Raw genomic sequence first — 15,134 nt, 5'->3', positions numbered from 1 at the left:
ACCTCTCTTCCTGAAGGGATCGGTCATCAACTTTAAGCGTAGAACAATTTCCCGAACCCGGCTCACAGCCACCCTCGCAGCAAAAAGAAGAAGCCCATGCTCAACAGCATGCTGAGCAAGGTGTTGCGGGTGTACAGCACCAGGCCCACGGCCACCAGCGAGCTGATCAGGTACGGGTTGTCCCAATGCAGATTCAGCTGCTTCTCCGGCATGAACACAATCGGCCCGCAGATCGCGGTCAACATCCCCGGTACGGCAAAGCCCAGGAACTGTCGGGCATTGCTGCTCAAGCGCACCGGCAGGCGCGGTTCCAGAAACACATAGCGGTTGAGGAACACCAACGCGCCCATCCCGAAAATCACTGCCCAGACCATCATGTGCGTCCACCGTAGAATTTATTGCAGATAAAACCGGCGGTCATGCCCGCCAACCCCGACAACACCAGCGCCGAGCCCCATTGCCAGTAGCTGAACAGCACCGAACAGAACAGCGACACCGCAACACACACCACCGTCGGCACATTGCGCACCACCGGGGTGATCAGGGCGATGAAGGTGGCGGCGATGGAGAAGTCCAGCCCCAGGTGCTCAAGGCCTGGAATGCTGCTGCCGAGCACGATGCCGGCCAGGGTAAAGAGGTTCCAGGCGACGTAGAACGTCAAGCCGACCCCGAGGGCGTACCAGCGGTTGAACTGTTGCTTGTCATGCTGACTGGTCAGGGCGAACAACTCATCGGTGAGCAGAAAGCCCAATCCTGCCCGCCAGCGACCCGGCAGCGGCGAAATCACCGAACGCAGGCTCATTCCATAAAGCAGGTGTTGGGAGGTCAGCAAAAGTGTGGTCAGCAGGATCGAAAAAATCCCGGCGCCGCCCTTGAGCATGCCGATGGCCACCAATTGCGCGGCGCCGGCAAACACGATGCTCGACAAACCCTGGCCTTGCAGGGGGGTGAGGTTGGCTTCGATGGCCATGGAGCCGGCCAGCAGCCCCCAGGGTGCGGTGGCCAGGGACAGCGGCATGATCGCCGCGGCGCCGCGAAGGAACGCACTGCGCGGCATGAGTGAATTGGACATAACGCTCTACAACCAGTGAAGGACGGCGAACTGTGCCAGCACTGGCCAACGTTGGCTTGAACTATCTTGCGCATATTGCCATTCATCGGCTGCCCGCTTGCGCCGGCTCAATAGTAGCAACATGATGGCGCTGCATTTTTCCCCTCAAGGTGCGGCCGTTCATGCATTCAGTCGAAACCGACAGCGACGTCTACAAAACCCTGCTTGAGTCGACCAAGGCGATCCCCTGGCGAATCGACTGGAAGACCATGACCTTCAGCTACATCGGGCCGCAGATCGAGAGCCTGCTGGGCTGGGCGCAGGACAGCTGGGTCGGGGTCAATGACTGGGTCGAACGCATGCACCCGGACGATCGCGACTACGTGGTGGAGTTCTGCGTCTCGCAATCCCGTGCCGGCGTCGATCACGAGGCGGATTACCGGGCACTGACCCGCAGCGGCGAATACGTGTGGATTCGCGATGTGGTGCACGTGGTGCGCAAGGACGGCGAGGTCGAGGCGCTGGTCGGGTTCATGTTCGACATCAGTGAACGCAAGAAAACCGAAGAGCACCTGCTACGCCTGCAAAAACAGCTCGAAGAGTATTCCTTCCAGGATGGCCTGACGGGCATCGCCAACCGGCGCATGTTCGACACCGTGCTGGAACGGGAATGGAGCAGTGCCCAGCGCAGCGGCGCGCCGCTGTCGGTGATCGTGCTGGATATCGATTATTTCAAGCAGTACAACGACCATTACGGCCACATCAAGGGTGACGAATGCCTGCGCCGCGTGGCGCGCACGTTGTCGCTGGCGGCGAATCGACCACGGGATTTCATCGCCCGCATCGGCGGTGAAGAGTTCGTCTGGCTGCTGCCGGAAACCGATGCCGAATCCGCCCGATTGGTGGCCAACAAGTGCCTGCACCTGATTCGCCAGCAGCAGATTCCCCACGAATTTTCCGCGGTATCGCCGCTGCTCAGCCTGAGCCTTGGGGTCGGCACTACCCACGCAACGCAGCACACCACGGCACTGGCGTTCGTCGAACAGGTCGACAAATTGCTGTATCAGGCCAAGCGCAACGGACGCATGCGCGCAGCGTTTGCCGACTTTCGTGATTGACAAACCCGGCGCCGCCTTTTAAAACTGAGCGCCTCATTCAGGGTGTAAGCAAACATGTCCGCAACCTTCAACCTCAACATTGACGTCATTGGCTTGAATGCCAAGGCGCAAGGTTGCGTTGCGCACGCCCTCAAATCGAAGAAACAGTCGCTCATGTGACCGGGGCGCGCTGTCCCGTCAGATGAGCTGACAGGACATTGAGCGCGACGGACCACCCTCCCCTTGCTTGCTTCCTACTACGCTTCTGACGGTGACGAAATCGGTCAAACCTTCAGGAGTCATCGCATGTCATCGTTTCAAGGTATCTGGGTTCCACTCGTCACGCCGTTCCACAACGGTGCCATCGATTTCGTCGCTTTGCGCCGACTGGTCGGCCACCTGCTGGAAAAAGGCGTCGATGGCCTGATTGTCTGCGGCACCACCGGCGAACCGGCGGCCATGAGCAAACAGGAGCAACTGGCGGTGCTCGATGCCGTGCTCGAGCAAGTACCGGCCAATCGCGTGGTCATGGGCCTGGCCGGCAACAACCTGAGCGAATTGCTGCAGTTCCAGCGCGAGATCCTGAAGCGTCCGGTGGCCGGTTTGCTGGTGCCGCCGCCGTACTACATCCGCCCGTCCCAGGCGGGGCTCGAAGCGTTTTTCCAGACCGTCGCCGATGCTTCCAGCGTGCCGCTGATTCTCTACGACATCCCTTACCGCACCGGCGTGACTTTCGAACAGGCGACCCTGCTCAACATCGTCGCCCACGAGCGCATCGTCGCGATCAAGGACTGCGGCGGCAACCTGACCAGTACCCTCGCGCTGCTGTCCAGTGGCCTGGTTGATGTGCTGTGCGGTGAAGACAACCAGATTTTCAGCGCCCTTTGCCTGGGTGCCAAAGGGGCCATCGCGGCGTCGGCGCACGTTCATCCGGAACTGTTCGTCCAGCTGTATCGACAGATCCGCGACAACCAACTGGCCGCCGGGCGTGTGACCTTCTTCCGGTTGCTGCCACTGATCCAGAGCCTGTTCATCGAACCCAATCCCGCCCCGGTGAAAACCGCCCTGGCCCTCGAAGGCTTGATCGAGGATGAACTGCGCGCGCCGATGCAACGCAGCAGCGAGGCCATGGTGACGCGATTGAAGGAGGTGCTCGGCGCGCTGGCGCACGACAATCGATAGAGCACCCGCTACCCGCCCGAGTACCATGGAACGATTCGCCTGATGCGTCCGGGAGTCGACATGCTCTACCGAATCGCCGCCGACGGGCTGGTACTGTTTCATCTGTCGTTCATTCTGTTCGTCGTGTTTGGCGGGCTGCTGGTGCTCAAATGGCGCTGCCTGGCCTGGTGGCACCTGCCCGCCGCGCTGTGGGGTATGGCGGTGGAATTCTTCCACCTGCCTTGCCCGCTCACCGACTGGGAAAACCGGCTGCGCCATGCCGCCGGGCAAAGCGGCTATGGCGCTGGTTTCATCGAACATTACGTCTGGCCGGTCATTTATCCGGCCGGTCTGACACCGGGCATACAACTGGGTTTGGGCAGCGTAGTGCTGCTGATCAACGGGCTGGTCTATCTTCGATTGTTCCGCCAGTGGCAATTACGCCGTACGCCCTGAGACACCGGGTGTGAACTGCCGAGGGTGGCTCCCGCAATAGTGGCGTGCTCGATTGAGGATTGAAAAATATGCTGTCGATTGAAGACATGGCCTTGCTGGAGGCCATCCGCGAAACCGGCAGCCTGTCACGAGCCGCCGCCCACCTCGGCAAAGCGCCGTCCACGGTGTCCTATGCCGCCCGGCAACTGGAAGAGCGTTTCGATGCGCTGTTCTTCGACCGCCGTCGCTATCGCCTGCAACTCACCCCCGCCGGCGAGTTGCTGGTGAACGAAGCGGCGCGGCTGATGCAGGATGTGTCGCGCCTGACGCAACGGGTGCAGCAAGTGGCCAACGGCTGGGAGAGTCGATTGTGGATCGTCACTGACGAACTGCTGGAATTCGAGACATTGATGCCGGTGATTCATGAGTTCGACGCGCTGGGCTCCGGTGTCCCGCTGCGCATCACCCAGGAAGTACTGCGAGGGGTCTGGGAAGCCCTGCGTGAAGGGCGCGCGGACCTGATCATCGGCGCCACCAACGAACCACCGGCGATCCCGTCCTTGCGCTGGATGCAGTTGGGTGAAATGGAGTGGGTGTTCGCGGTGTCGCCGAAGCATCCGCTGGCCAAGGCCAGGGAACCGGTTTCTCGTGCCGAGGTAGCCCGACACCGGGCGATTGTCGTGGCCGATTCATCCAGGTCTACCGAGGGCAGTACCTACGGCGTGTCCGGCGGACAACCCATGCTGGCGGTGCCGACCATGCGCGCGAAAATCCTCGCGCAGTGCGACGGATTGGGTGTGGGTTGGCTGCCGAGGCACCGGGTCGGCTCGTTGCTCAAGAGTGGTGCGCTGATTGAAAAGCAGATGGCCGACCCTCGCGAGCCCAACGTGCTGTACGCCGGCTGGCGCGGTGATCATGACGGTCGCGCTCTGGACTGGTGGCTGGAAAAGCTCAAGCAGTCGTACCTGGCCACCAAACTGGTTCAGGGCAGTGATCGCTTTGTCTGAGTGTCAGTTGGCAATCACACTCATGTTGCGGCCGCTGGTCTTGGCCACGTAGAGCGCCTTGTCGGCGGCACCGATCAAGTCCTCGGTCTGCTCTTGTGAGGCCGGATTGTAGCCACACACGCCGACGCTTACGGTCACCCTGCCATCGGGGCTTTCACTGTGCTCGAGGTCGGCCGCTTCCACCGCGCGACGGATGTTTTCCGCCACCAGAAACGCCCCCACGTAATCGGTGCCAGGCAGCACCACCGCAAACTCCTCGCCACCGAACCGGGCCGCCAGGTCCCCCGGGCGCTTGATATTGTCGATGATGATTGCACTGATACTGCGCAAGCACTCATCTCCGGCCAGATGGCCGTACTGATCGTTGAATGCCTTGAAATAATCGACATCGATCATCAGCAGCGCCAGGCCCGTCACGTTGCGCCGCGCGCGCCCCATTTCCGAGTGGATGAACAAATCGAACTGGCGGCGGTTGGCCAGCCCTGTCAATGCGTCCTCCAGCGCCAACAACTCAAGGTTGCGGTTGAGCTCAAGGAGCTTGTCCTGGGTGCCGAGCAGCTCGACCCGCGCACGATCCTGCTGTTTCATCAACTTGATCAGGCGATAACCGAGTACGCCGGAAAACCCCAACAACAGCAAGACGACCCCCGCGCTGAGCAAGGACTGCCTGCGCCAGCCCGCCAGAACTTCTGCTTTGTCCAGCGCGGCGAAAACGATCAAGGGATAACCCTCGACCCGCCGATACCCGATGACTCGCTCGACATCGTCAATGATGGAACTGGTCGATGCCGTCCCCGATCCGGCGGTAGGCAACAACCGGGTGAACAGTGTGCTTTTGGCCAGGCTGGTGCCGATATCCGCTTCATTGAAGGGACGCCGCACGATAATGCTGGCATCGTCCGCGATCAGGTTGATGACACCGTTATCGCCCATGTCGATGCTGTCATAGAGCTGCAGGAAGTGGTTGAGATAGATCGTCGCCAGCGCCACGCCGGCAAAACGGCCATCCGGATGATTGACCCGGCGCGAGACCGTCATGATCCATTCGCCAGTGGAACGGCTCTTTATCGACGGTCCAATGTGCGGCCCACGGTCGGGATGGTCACGGTGGTAGATGAAATATTCACGGTCCGAGTTGTTGGCGCCCCCCACTTCGGCGCCGTTCGAATTGACGATCCAGCGCCCGTTTTCGTCATATACGAACAGGCCGTGGATCTGGCTCAGCTCACTGCGCTCGGCGCTGAGCAAGCGTTGCAGGCGATCCAGTTGCCCCGGCCCGATGCCCTCGTTTTCCAGGCGATCGACTAACGCAAACAGCAGCGTATCGGCCTGCTTTATCGACGACTGCGCTTGCGAGGCCAGGGTCTGCGCAAGGTTGGACATGGCCACTTCCTTGTCATGCAGATGGTACTGGCGCGAACTCCAGGCTTCCCAGATCACGATCACCGTCATCGACAGGCACACGGCAACCATCAGCGTTACGGCCGAGCGAATCTTGCGCCTCGCGACCCCGGAGCGGTTTTTTTCAATGTGCTCGTAAATGGAGGGATGCCCCATGCCTCGCTCCTTCAATGCGTGTGAAGACGCCGGCGTCTAACGCGATACCTGCTTCACGGTCTCTATCCAGGCCGGATCCAGCCGCGTCTGTTCGGTATCGATTCCCAACGCGTCCATCCGCGCCTTGTGCTGCTCCATTTCCCGGCTCAATTGCCCATGATCGCTGGAGTTGCCATCCAGTTGATGCATCTGGCTCAACCCCAGATGATAGAAGCGCAACAGCTTCATCGCCGTCGGATCGCCCGCCGCCACCGCCGTGGTGACATGGTGCATGACGTTAGTGATGCTCATCAGGCTGCGCTTGAGTTGCCAGCTGTAGACCGCTGGCGCCATCCATTGCCGGGTCCAGAACACCTGGCGCATCAGCGCCGCCATCACCAGCACTGCGGCAAACACGCCGCCAATGTTGAATCGAAGATTGTCCCCGCCAGGTTCACCAAACACCGCCACCGCCAACGTCGACAGCGCCATGGCCAGCGCCAGGAAAATCAAGGCGATCATCACCGTACTGCGCCGCGTTTGTTGACGATAGGCTTCGGCGTTCATCGGCTGGATTTCGAACATTGCGTCGGGTTTCCTTCAGTCGCAGGGAAAAAGATAGCGGGCATTATCGCCTCTGCGCGGGATTTAGCTATGCTGGGGCTCCTTTTCATCTTTTTATCGTCAAAAGGGGACGTGGCGAGACCGTGCAATCAGTGCCATCTTCTTTCCTGGATACACACTATTCGGATGTCATTCATTGTTTCTGTGGGAATGACATCGTTTTAAGGATCATTGAATGTCCCAACGACAAGTAATCAACGCCTCGGTCAGCCCTAAAGGCAGCCTGGAAACCCTCTCCCAACGGGAAGTCCAACAACTGAGCGAAGCCGGATCCGGCAGCACCTATGACATCTTCCGCCAATGCGCCCTGGCCATCCTCAACACCGGCGCCCACGTCGATAACGCCAAGACCATTCTCGAAGCCTACAAGGACTTCGAAATCCGCATTCACCAACAGGACCGCGGTGTACGCCTGGAATTGCTGAACGCCCCGGCCGACGCCTTCGTCGATGGCGAAATGATCGCCAGCACCCGGGAAATGCTGTTCAGCGCCCTGCGCGACATCGTCTACACCGAAAACGAACTCGACAGCCAACGCATCGACCTGAGCACCTCCCAGGGCATCAGCGACTACGTCTTCCACCTGCTGCGTAATGCCCGCACCCTGCGCCCTGGCGTCGAGCCGAAGATCGTGGTGTGCTGGGGCGGCCACTCGATCAACACCGAAGAATACAAATACACCAAGAAAGTCGGTCACGAACTGGGCCTTCGCAGCCTCGACATCTGCACCGGTTGCGGCCCCGGCGTGATGAAGGGGCCGATGAAAGGCGCCACCATCGCCCACGCCAAGCAACGCATCCATGGCGGTCGTTACCTGGGCTTGACCGAGCCGGGCATCATTGCCGCCGAGGCGCCGAACCCGATCGTCAACGAACTGGTGATCCTGCCGGACATCGAAAAGCGCCTGGAAGCCTTCGTCCGCGTCGGCCACGGCATCATCATCTTCCCGGGCGGCGCCGGCACCGCCGAAGAGTTCCTGTACCTGCTCGGCATCCTGATGCACCCGGACAACAAGGGCCTGCCCTTCCCGGTCATCCTCACCGGCCCGAAACACGCCGCGCCGTACCTGGAGCAACTGGACGCCTTCGTCGGTGCCACCCTGGGCGAGACCGCCAAACAACACTACGAAATCATCATCGACGACCCCGCCGAAGTCGCACGGCAGATGACCCAGGGCCTCAAAGCGGTCAAGCAGTTCCGCCGCGAGCGCAATGACGCGTTCCACTTCAACTGGCTGCTGAAAATCGACGAAGGCTTCCAGCGCCCGTTCGACCCGACCCACGAAAACATGGCCAACCTGAAACTGAGCCGCGACCTGCCACCCCACGAACTGGCCGCCAACCTGCGCCGCGCGTTCTCCGGCATCGTTGCCGGCAACGTCAAGGACAAGGGCATCCGCCTGATCGAAGAAAACGGGCCTTACCAGATCCGGGGCGATGCGGCGGTCATGCAGCCATTGGATCTGTTGCTCAAGGCCTTCGTTGCCCAGCACCGGATGAAACTGCCCGGCGGCGCGGCGTATGTGCCGTGTTATCGAGTGGTTGCATAAGCCAGCCAATCCAGACTGTTGGGACGCGAGCCGAAGCCATTGCTTCGGCTCGTTGCTTCCAGGCACAGATGAATCGGGCGCCACCGGATAAGGCCGAGAGATCGAGACAGCTCGCGATCGCGGTTTGACGGGGGCTTTGGATTGAATGTGGGGAATCGGCAAAGAACGGCCAAAATCGGTAATGTGCAAACGCTACCAAACCGCGTGCGGCTCATCCCGACTTGAAACATCAAATCTACCCAAACCCAATAAGTTTGAGTACGTGAAATATTAGCATTTACAACTTTGCACTCCACGACCCCGTCATATTTCCTGCACGTCGCTTATTAATGCTGCGTATATTCTTGCGCCAGGATTCTTACAAGCATTATGCTTTTGGGCTATTCAAATAGCGCCCCTGCTGCTCGTGTAACACAACGAGTATCAATCTCAACTAAAGGCATAAGTAATGATTCATGAAGAGTTCTCCAGCGATTCCGAGGACGAGGGCTACAATCAACTCGCGCGTGCAGCGGCAGCCTCCCGATGCACATGGGTAAGTGTCATCGTTAATATCGCACTTTCGCTTACCCAGATTGCCGTTGGATTGTTATCGAAGTCCCAGGGACTTGTCGCGGATGGTATTCATTCCTTATCCGACCTGATCGCTGACTTTGTCGTGTTGTTTGCCAGCCATAAAAGCAAGCAGGATGCCGACGAAGGTCATCCCTATGGGCATCTGCGTTTTGAGACCGCGGCGTCCATGGTATTGGGACTGCTGTTGTTGATCGTGGGTGTCGGCATGATTGGCTCTGCGGTACTAAAGCTTGAAACTCCCGAATCAATTCCGACGGTGCATGCGACTGCGTTATGGGTTGCCTTGGCAGCGTTGGTGGCCAAGGAGTTGTTGTTTCGCTTTATGCTGAGCGTCGCCAAAAAAGTTAAATCCAGCTTGTTGGTTGCCAATGCCTGGCACGCGCGCTCCGACGCCGCTTCCTCTTTGGTGGTTGGAATAGGCATTGCCGGTAACCTCGCGGGCTACCCGATTCTTGATCCCATTGCTGCGTTGGTTGTCGGCGGCATGATTGCCAAAATGGGCTGGACCTTCACCTGGGACTCATTGCACGACCTGATGGACCGTGCCGCGGATGAGCAAGAGATCGCAGCTATCCGCGAAACGCTCCAACAAACATCAGGTATCAAAGGGGTACATGATCTACGTACTCGAAAAATGGGCGACATGATCATTGTGGACGCTCACATAGAAGTCGATGCCTCGATTACCGTTGAGCACGGTCATGCCATCGCCGTTGCAGCCCGGGAGAATGTCATGCGAAGGCACCGCGTTTTGAACCTGATGACGCACGTTGATCCCTGGCAGCGCCCGGACCTCGATCATTGATCACTGACAGCGCATCTTTGGATAGTGACGGCCTGGCGAGCACTCAACTATTTGTATTAAAGCCGTTACAACAAATCCGCCATTATTCACAGAGGCATCACATAGTTTTCACACCTCACAACTTTCCAACATATACAGGCGAACTAATGACTGGGAACCGATCTCACTTATTTTTAATTGAGTGGGTCTCGTGTCAAACACCCTGAATATTTAAAACAAGACGCCGAGAGTACCCACTCAAACTACTGCTCCTTAAGGGGATTAACATGACATCGGCAATAAGTTCTTCGACCCATATCACCCTGCCACAAACTCCAGCCATCAAACACCAAAAGCCCCCGACGGTACAAATCGATAGCGACGGCGATCATGACGGGAGCAAACCGGGCGAAGTCGAGCAGACCAAAGCGACCTCAGGTTCGATCGGCACACGTATAAATACCACGGCGTAACAAGCCGCAGGCGCAGGCCCCAAGGGATGGGGCTTACGCCTCTTCCAGAGCTGCCCTCGCTTCGCGGCCTGCGCTCCCTCTTCCCCTCGTCACTCGCCGTACCCCAGGCCCTTCGAGCTCATCCCGCTTAGCCCATTTCCGGAAAAACGTTTCCCTGACCGCTTGTTTTATCCCGGGTCAAAAGCCGACATGGCGGGGTTTCTTCGTTTAGGGTGTGGCCAGTCGTGCGGCCAGGGCTTTGGCCTGGCTGGCGACGTCCGTCACGGCGGTGCTTTCCCACCACATCCCGCGCAATGGGGGGCCCATGGCGAACAGTCGGCTGGCAGGCCGGCCGTCGGTATCCAGCACCGCGCCATCGGCCAGCGCGGCGATTCCCAGCGCCAGAGGCCCCGGCCGGATCAATCCCCGCGCCAGCAATTGCTGTGGCAACGGCCGAGCCACCCGTCGCCAGTCATACTCGATGCCGCTGGAGTTGATCAGCGCAGCGCCGCTGACGACCGTAGTGCCAGCCTCGCCCCGGCGACGAATGCGGATGCTCACCTCACCGCCCTGGGAAGGCGCAAGCCCTTTGAACGAAGCCGCCTGGATGCGCAACCGCCCTTCCCCGTGCAGGCGCGCCACCAGTTCGGCGCTCAAGGGTGGCGAGCGATGGTGATGGCTTTCCCACCAGGGGCGCACGTGCCGCACGAATTGCCGGCGCTGTGCATCGGTGGCCTGACTCCACAAGCGGCCGATATGCGCCCGCACCGTGTCCAGTGGTGCCTGCCAATCGATGCCCTGGGCGATCGCATCGCGGCAATGCCGACGCAATTCGCGCACCAACTGTCGCGGCGTACGAATGCTGGGGTCCTCGGCCAGAAAATCGACCCAGGCCGGTGGCTGTCGCCGCACATGGGGCAGCAGGCCGTGCCGGGAAAACACCTCGATCGGCCCGCGATGCCCCGCCTGTTCCAACGACACCACGGCATCGACCATGGTCAGGCCCGAGCCGATGATCAGGACCGTCGAATACGGATCGAGTTGTCCCATGGCCGCCACATCCCAAGGATCGAGCGCCGCCGCATTCAAGCCACTGGATTCGGTCTGCGGCGTGCGCGCAGCCGGGAACATTCCGGTGGCCAGCACCGCGAAAGCGCCCTGCAAGCGCTGGCCATCGCTCAAGGTCAACCGCACCGAATCCGCATCGGTTTGCAGATCCACCACCTCGGCCCGCACATGTTCCACCGTTGAACCGTTCAACGCGCCCACCGCTTGTGCTTCGGCCAGGCGTTGTTGCACGTACAGAACGAACAGGCCCCGAGGCGGGAACAATTCGCTGATCGGCACATGTTGCTCGTCCGATTCCGGCCAGCCACCGACGGCGATGTAGTCGGTCAGCCATTGGGTCAGGTCGTCGGCATTGTCCGGGTCGACACTCATGCGTGCCGCGTTGCCGTTGAGGGTATGGCCCAGCTCCACGGCGCTGTAGGCCTCGCCGCGACCGAGCTCGGCGCGGGGTTCGATCACCAGCACCCGGCGCTTGCCCGGCAGGCGCAACAGTTGCGCCGCCAGCATCGCGCCGCTAAGGCCGCCGCCGATGATCAGGATGTCTGCGTGGCGGATGGCGTCGGTCGCCTGTCCGCTTGGGGTTTCGCTCATGGCGTTCTCGCTGATCAATGTTTGCCTAGATAGAAGTCGTGCAGATCGTCCCGCGTACGCAGGGTTTCGGCGCTGCCGGACAACACCACCCGGCCGGTGTCGAGAACACAGGCCTGTGAGGCGTACTTGAGCGCGACATTAATATTTTGCTCGGCAATCAGGAAACTCACCTGCGCCTCGCGATTGAGCTGGGCGACGATCTCGAAAATCTCCTGGACGATAATAGGCGCCAAACCCATGGACGGTTCATCGAGCAGTACCAAAGTAGGACGCGTCATCAAGGCCCGGCCGATGGCGACCATCTGCTGCTCGCCGCCGGACGTCAGCCCGGCCTGGATCTTGCGTTTGGTTTTCAGGCGGGGAAACCAGCTGTAGATGCGCTCCAGATCCCGAGCCATGTCCTGGCGGCTGAGACCACGGACAAAGCCGCCGCTGCGCAGATTGTCCTCGACCGTCAACTGCGCGAACACGTGGCGGCCCTCCAGCACATGCACCATGCCTTGGCGTACCCGCAGGCTCGGGTCGACGCCTGCGGTATCGTGCCCCAGAAACTCGATGCTGCCGCGGCTGACCTGCGCCCGCTCCGCGCGCACCAACCCGGAAATCGCCTTGAGCGTGGTGCTTTTGCCCGCGCCGTTGGCCCCGAGCAAGGCGACGATGCCACCCTTGGGCACGGTCAGCGATACCCCGGCGACGGCCAGGATCGCGCCGTCGTAGATCACTTCAATGTCGTTGACCCGCAACAGGTCAGGGACGGCAATGTCGCTGGCGGCCTGGTTCATGGCTTATTCATCTCCGGTGCAGGTGCGTGGCGTCAGGCCTTTTTCCTTGGCGAACGCGGCGGATTTTTCGTCGATCAACGGCCGAAGCAGCGCGCGGTCGGCGGCGATCCAGTCGCTGATCAGCGTCCAGTTGGCGCCGTCCCACTGCTGGACCCGCGCCGAACCACCGCCCTCGTGATCCTTGCAGGACAGCTTGAGGTTCTGCATCAGGCCGAAGTAGCCCATGTCCTTGAGCCGCGCATCATCGATGTTCAAGTGTTCCAGGCCCCAGCGCCCTTCTTCGCCGTTGAGCGGGCGCTTGCCGAATTTGCCCTGGGCGGTGCGAATCGCCTCCACCGCCACCGCCGCGTTCACCAGCCCGGAATTGTAGTAGACGCTGCCGAAATTCTTCAGGTCCTTGAGGTCGCTCTTGCCCTTGTCGAGGATGTATTGCTTGAGGCGTTTGTGGATCTCGAAATCCGTGCCGGCCGGGTATGGCGTCAGCGCCAGATAACCCTTGGCGGCAGCGCCGGCGGGCAGCACGTCTTCGCTGGAACTGGCCCAGATGTCGCCGACGATGTGGTCCACCGGGAAGCCAAAACGCGCGGCGGTCTTGACCGCGACAGGCGTCGACACCCCCCAGGTGCGCAGGAACACCCAGTCCGGGTTGAGTTGACGGATCTGTCGCCATTGCGCCGATTGCTCGTTGCCCGGATCGGCCACCGGAATCTGGATGTTTTCGAAGCCGTACTTCTCGGCCAGCAACTTCAACGGGCCAAGGGTTTCGCGACCGTAGGCCGAGTCGTGGTAGACCGTGGCGATCTTCTTGCCCTTGAGCTTGTCGAACCCGCCTTCACGCTGGGCGATGTAATTGATCAGGCTCGACGCCTCGCTGTAGAAGGTCAGCATCACCGGGAAGTTATAGGGGAACACCGTGCCGTCGGTGGCTTCGGTGCGGCCGTAGCCCAGGGTGATCAACGGGATTTTGTCGACTTCCGCCCGCTCGCTCAGGGCGTAGGCCGCCGGGGCGCCGTTTGGCTGATAGACCGCCACGGGCGCGCCATCCAGGCCTTTCTTGAAGCGCTCGTAGCACTCGATGCCCTTCTCTGCCGTCCACTCGGTTTCGCATTCCTGCCAGACCAGTTTGACCCCGTTGATGCCGCCTTCCACCTCGTTGATGTAGTTCAGGTAATCAATCATCCCGGCCCACACCTGCACGCCGCTGGAGGCGTAGGCGCCGACCCGGTAAGTGGCCAACGGGAAGAACTGCTGGTCCGGCGAGGCCATGGCCGCCGGTACTGCACTGCCGAAAACCGCCAGCGTCAGCGCGGCGCCGATCAGGGAACGTTTCAAGGATGCACGCATGTTGTCTCTCTAATTAAGGGGTGGGATTCAGAAGCGCAGCGGCCAATGGCTCAGCCGTTCACGAAGGTTGCTTAGCAGGCGGATCAGGCCTTCCGGTTCCTTGATCAGAAACAGGATGATCAACACGCCGAAGATGATTTTTTGCAGGTTCTGCAGTTGCCCGGCGTCCACCGCGCCCCCGAGCAAGGCTTGCCCGGCGTGGCTGAGCAGGATCGGCAACAGGCTGATGAACGCCGCGCCGACGACGTTGCCGGCAATGCTGCCCATGCCACCGATAATGATGATGAACAGGATCTGGAACGACCGATTGATATCGAAGCTGCTGGCACTGGCCGTGCCCAGGTAGGCGAAGGCCCACAACGCGCCGGCAATGCCGAGGTAGAACGAGCTGACGGCGAACGCCAGGTGTTTGTAGCGCGCCACGGGAATGCCGATCACGGCAGCGGCGGTGTCCATGTCACGGATGGCCATCCAGTTGCGGCCGATCTGGCTTTTCACCAGGTTCAGCGCGACCCAGGTCAACAGCAGCACGGTGCTCAGGGTCAACAGGTAGCGCCCCAGCGGTGTGTTCAGGTCATGGCCGAACAGCGCCAGTCTCGGCGCGGTGATCGTTCCCGAGGAGCCGTAGTTGTAGAACCAGGGGAATTTGACGAACAGCCACTCCAGGAAAAACTGCGCCGCCAGCGTGCAGACCATCAGGTAGAAACCCTTGATTCGCGAACTTGGCAGGCCGAAGACGAAGCCCACCAAGGCACTGATCAAACCGCCACCGAGTAAGGCCACGGGCAGACCCGCCTCAGGCAAACGCAGGAGAAACCCGTAAGTGGCAAAGGCACCGACCGCCATGAACCCGGCCGCGCCCACCGAAGTCTGCCCGGTGTAGCCGGTGAGCAGGTTCAAGCCGAGCCCGGCCAGGGACAGCACCAGAAACGGAATCAAAATGGCGTTCAGCCAATAGTCGTTGCCGGTCAGCGGCACGACGACAAACGCGATCAACAGCAGGCCTATCAGACCCAATGGCAGGCGTCGCTGGACCAGTACCGCCGGTGCAGTTTCGCGGGTAAGGGAAATCGACAT

General features: G+C 60.5%; 14 protein-coding genes. 6 read left to right on the top strand and 8 right to left on the bottom strand.

All coding sequences use genetic code 11. The annotated features are described in order from the left end of the window. Positions 1–62 precede the first annotated feature (62 nt). On the bottom strand, positions 63–374 hold the full coding sequence (locus JQF37_RS00820; RefSeq protein ID WP_189340332.1) for an AzlD domain-containing protein: 312 nt from the start codon (positions 372–374) through the stop codon (positions 63–65). Further along, positions 374–1,072: an AzlC family ABC transporter permease gene (locus JQF37_RS00815; protein WP_047529967.1), complete on the bottom strand. Its 699-nt coding sequence runs from the start codon at positions 1,070–1,072 to the stop codon at positions 374–376. The genes JQF37_RS00820 and JQF37_RS00815 overlap by 1 nt, the downstream gene beginning before the upstream one ends. Before the next feature lie 161 nt (positions 1,073–1,233). Between JQF37_RS00815 and JQF37_RS00810 the strand changes: the two genes are divergently transcribed. The 4 genes from JQF37_RS00810 (at position 1,234) to JQF37_RS00795 (ending at position 4,751) form a co-directional block, all read left to right on the top strand. After that, positions 1,234–2,169, top strand: a complete 936-nt coding sequence (locus JQF37_RS00810; protein ID WP_196585862.1) for a sensor domain-containing diguanylate cyclase — start codon at positions 1,234–1,236, stop codon at positions 2,167–2,169. 285 nt (positions 2,170–2,454) lie between these two features. Next, the gene (gene dapA, locus JQF37_RS00805; protein ID WP_130205366.1) at positions 2,455–3,330 is read left to right on the top strand and encodes a 4-hydroxy-tetrahydrodipicolinate synthase; all 876 of its coding nucleotides are present in this window, start codon (positions 2,455–2,457) and stop codon (positions 3,328–3,330) included. A gap of 60 nt (positions 3,331–3,390) precedes the next feature. Further along, the gene (locus JQF37_RS00800) at positions 3,391–3,765 is read left to right on the top strand and encodes a DUF2784 domain-containing protein (protein ID WP_204149437.1); all 375 of its coding nucleotides are present in this window, start codon (positions 3,391–3,393) and stop codon (positions 3,763–3,765) included. A gap of 68 nt (positions 3,766–3,833) precedes the next feature. Beyond that, positions 3,834–4,751: a LysR family transcriptional regulator gene (locus JQF37_RS00795; RefSeq protein ID WP_130205368.1), complete on the top strand. Its 918-nt coding sequence runs from the start codon at positions 3,834–3,836 to the stop codon at positions 4,749–4,751. Between the two features lie 3 nt (positions 4,752–4,754). On the opposite strand, the gene JQF37_RS00790 is transcribed toward JQF37_RS00795, so the two are convergent. Together JQF37_RS00790 and JQF37_RS00785 are read right to left on the bottom strand one after the other, a co-directional pair. Next, positions 4,755–6,308 carry a sensor domain-containing diguanylate cyclase gene (locus JQF37_RS00790; protein WP_130205370.1) on the bottom strand — a complete coding sequence of 518 codons (1,554 nt, stop codon included), beginning with the start codon at positions 6,306–6,308 and terminating at the stop codon, positions 4,755–4,757. Between the two features lie 36 nt (positions 6,309–6,344). After that, a complete protein-coding gene (locus JQF37_RS00785) occupies positions 6,345–6,872 on the bottom strand; it encodes a DUF3087 domain-containing protein (protein ID WP_130205372.1) in 528 nt (175 codons plus the stop codon). A gap of 214 nt (positions 6,873–7,086) precedes the next feature. Between JQF37_RS00785 and ppnN the strand changes: the two genes are divergently transcribed. Then, positions 7,087–8,460 carry a nucleotide 5'-monophosphate nucleosidase PpnN gene (gene ppnN, locus JQF37_RS00780; RefSeq protein ID WP_130205374.1) on the top strand — a complete coding sequence of 458 codons (1,374 nt, stop codon included), beginning with the start codon at positions 7,087–7,089 and terminating at the stop codon, positions 8,458–8,460. A 448-nt stretch (positions 8,461–8,908) separates the two neighbouring features. Next, positions 8,909–9,841 (top strand): cation diffusion facilitator family transporter, encoded by a 933-nt coding sequence (locus JQF37_RS00775; protein WP_130205376.1) that lies wholly within the window; start codon positions 8,909–8,911, stop codon positions 9,839–9,841. Between the two features lie 659 nt (positions 9,842–10,500). On the opposite strand, the gene JQF37_RS00770 is transcribed toward JQF37_RS00775, so the two are convergent. The 4 genes from JQF37_RS00770 to JQF37_RS00755 are packed head-to-tail and all read right to left on the bottom strand — an operon-like array spanning position 10,501 to position 15,134. Continuing rightward, a complete protein-coding gene (locus JQF37_RS00770; RefSeq protein WP_130205378.1) occupies positions 10,501–11,931 on the bottom strand; it encodes an FAD/NAD(P)-binding protein in 1,431 nt (476 codons plus the stop codon). A gap of 14 nt (positions 11,932–11,945) precedes the next feature. Continuing rightward, the gene (locus tag JQF37_RS00765; protein ID WP_130205380.1) at positions 11,946–12,713 is read right to left on the bottom strand and encodes an ABC transporter ATP-binding protein; all 768 of its coding nucleotides are present in this window, start codon (positions 12,711–12,713) and stop codon (positions 11,946–11,948) included. Positions 12,714–12,716: 3 nt separating this feature from the next. Then, positions 12,717–14,057 carry an ABC transporter substrate-binding protein gene (locus JQF37_RS00760; RefSeq protein ID WP_130205382.1) on the bottom strand — a complete coding sequence of 447 codons (1,341 nt, stop codon included), beginning with the start codon at positions 14,055–14,057 and terminating at the stop codon, positions 12,717–12,719. Positions 14,058–14,084: 27 nt separating this feature from the next. Next, complete coding sequence (locus JQF37_RS00755; protein ID WP_130205384.1) at positions 14,085–15,134, bottom strand: branched-chain amino acid ABC transporter permease; 1,050 nt, start codon at positions 15,132–15,134, stop codon at positions 14,085–14,087.

The sequence above is a fragment of the Pseudomonas sp. MIL9 genome (assembly GCF_016887925.1).
GTDB lineage: Bacteria > Pseudomonadota > Gammaproteobacteria > Pseudomonadales > Pseudomonadaceae > Aquipseudomonas > Aquipseudomonas mohnii.
The sequence above is the reverse complement of the archived record's forward strand: the minus strand, read 5'-3'. Positions and strand labels throughout refer to the sequence as shown.

Bases quoted from the DNA above. Each gene is read 5' to 3' on its own strand.
- dapA (WP_130205366.1), top strand. From the start codon at position 2,455: ATGTCATCGTTTCAAGGTATCTGGGTTCCACTCGTCACGCCGTTCCAC.
- JQF37_RS00810 (WP_196585862.1), top strand. From the start codon at position 1,234: ATGCATTCAGTCGAAACCGACAGCGACGTCTACAAAACCCTGCTTGAG.
- JQF37_RS00800 (WP_204149437.1), top strand. From the start codon at position 3,391: ATGCTCTACCGAATCGCCGCCGACGGGCTGGTACTGTTTCATCTGTCG.
- JQF37_RS00770 (WP_130205378.1), bottom strand. From the start codon at position 11,931: ATGAGCGAAACCCCAAGCGGACAGGCGACCGACGCCATCCGCCACGCA.
- JQF37_RS00755 (WP_130205384.1), bottom strand. From the start codon at position 15,134: ATGTCGATTTCCCTTACCCGCGAAACTGCACCGGCGGTACTGGTCCAG.
- ppnN (WP_130205374.1), top strand. From the start codon at position 7,087: ATGTCCCAACGACAAGTAATCAACGCCTCGGTCAGCCCTAAAGGCAGC.
- JQF37_RS00820 (WP_189340332.1), bottom strand. From the start codon at position 374: ATGGTCTGGGCAGTGATTTTCGGGATGGGCGCGTTGGTGTTCCTCAAC.
- JQF37_RS00785 (WP_130205372.1), bottom strand. From the start codon at position 6,872: ATGTTCGAAATCCAGCCGATGAACGCCGAAGCCTATCGTCAACAAACG.
- JQF37_RS00760 (WP_130205382.1), bottom strand. From the start codon at position 14,057: ATGCGTGCATCCTTGAAACGTTCCCTGATCGGCGCCGCGCTGACGCTG.
- JQF37_RS00795 (WP_130205368.1), top strand. From the start codon at position 3,834: ATGCTGTCGATTGAAGACATGGCCTTGCTGGAGGCCATCCGCGAAACC.
- JQF37_RS00815 (WP_047529967.1), bottom strand. From the start codon at position 1,072: ATGTCCAATTCACTCATGCCGCGCAGTGCGTTCCTTCGCGGCGCCGCG.
- JQF37_RS00790 (WP_130205370.1), bottom strand. From the start codon at position 6,308: ATGGGGCATCCCTCCATTTACGAGCACATTGAAAAAAACCGCTCCGGG.
- JQF37_RS00775 (WP_130205376.1), top strand. From the start codon at position 8,909: ATGATTCATGAAGAGTTCTCCAGCGATTCCGAGGACGAGGGCTACAAT.
- JQF37_RS00765 (WP_130205380.1), bottom strand. From the start codon at position 12,713: ATGAACCAGGCCGCCAGCGACATTGCCGTCCCTGACCTGTTGCGGGTC.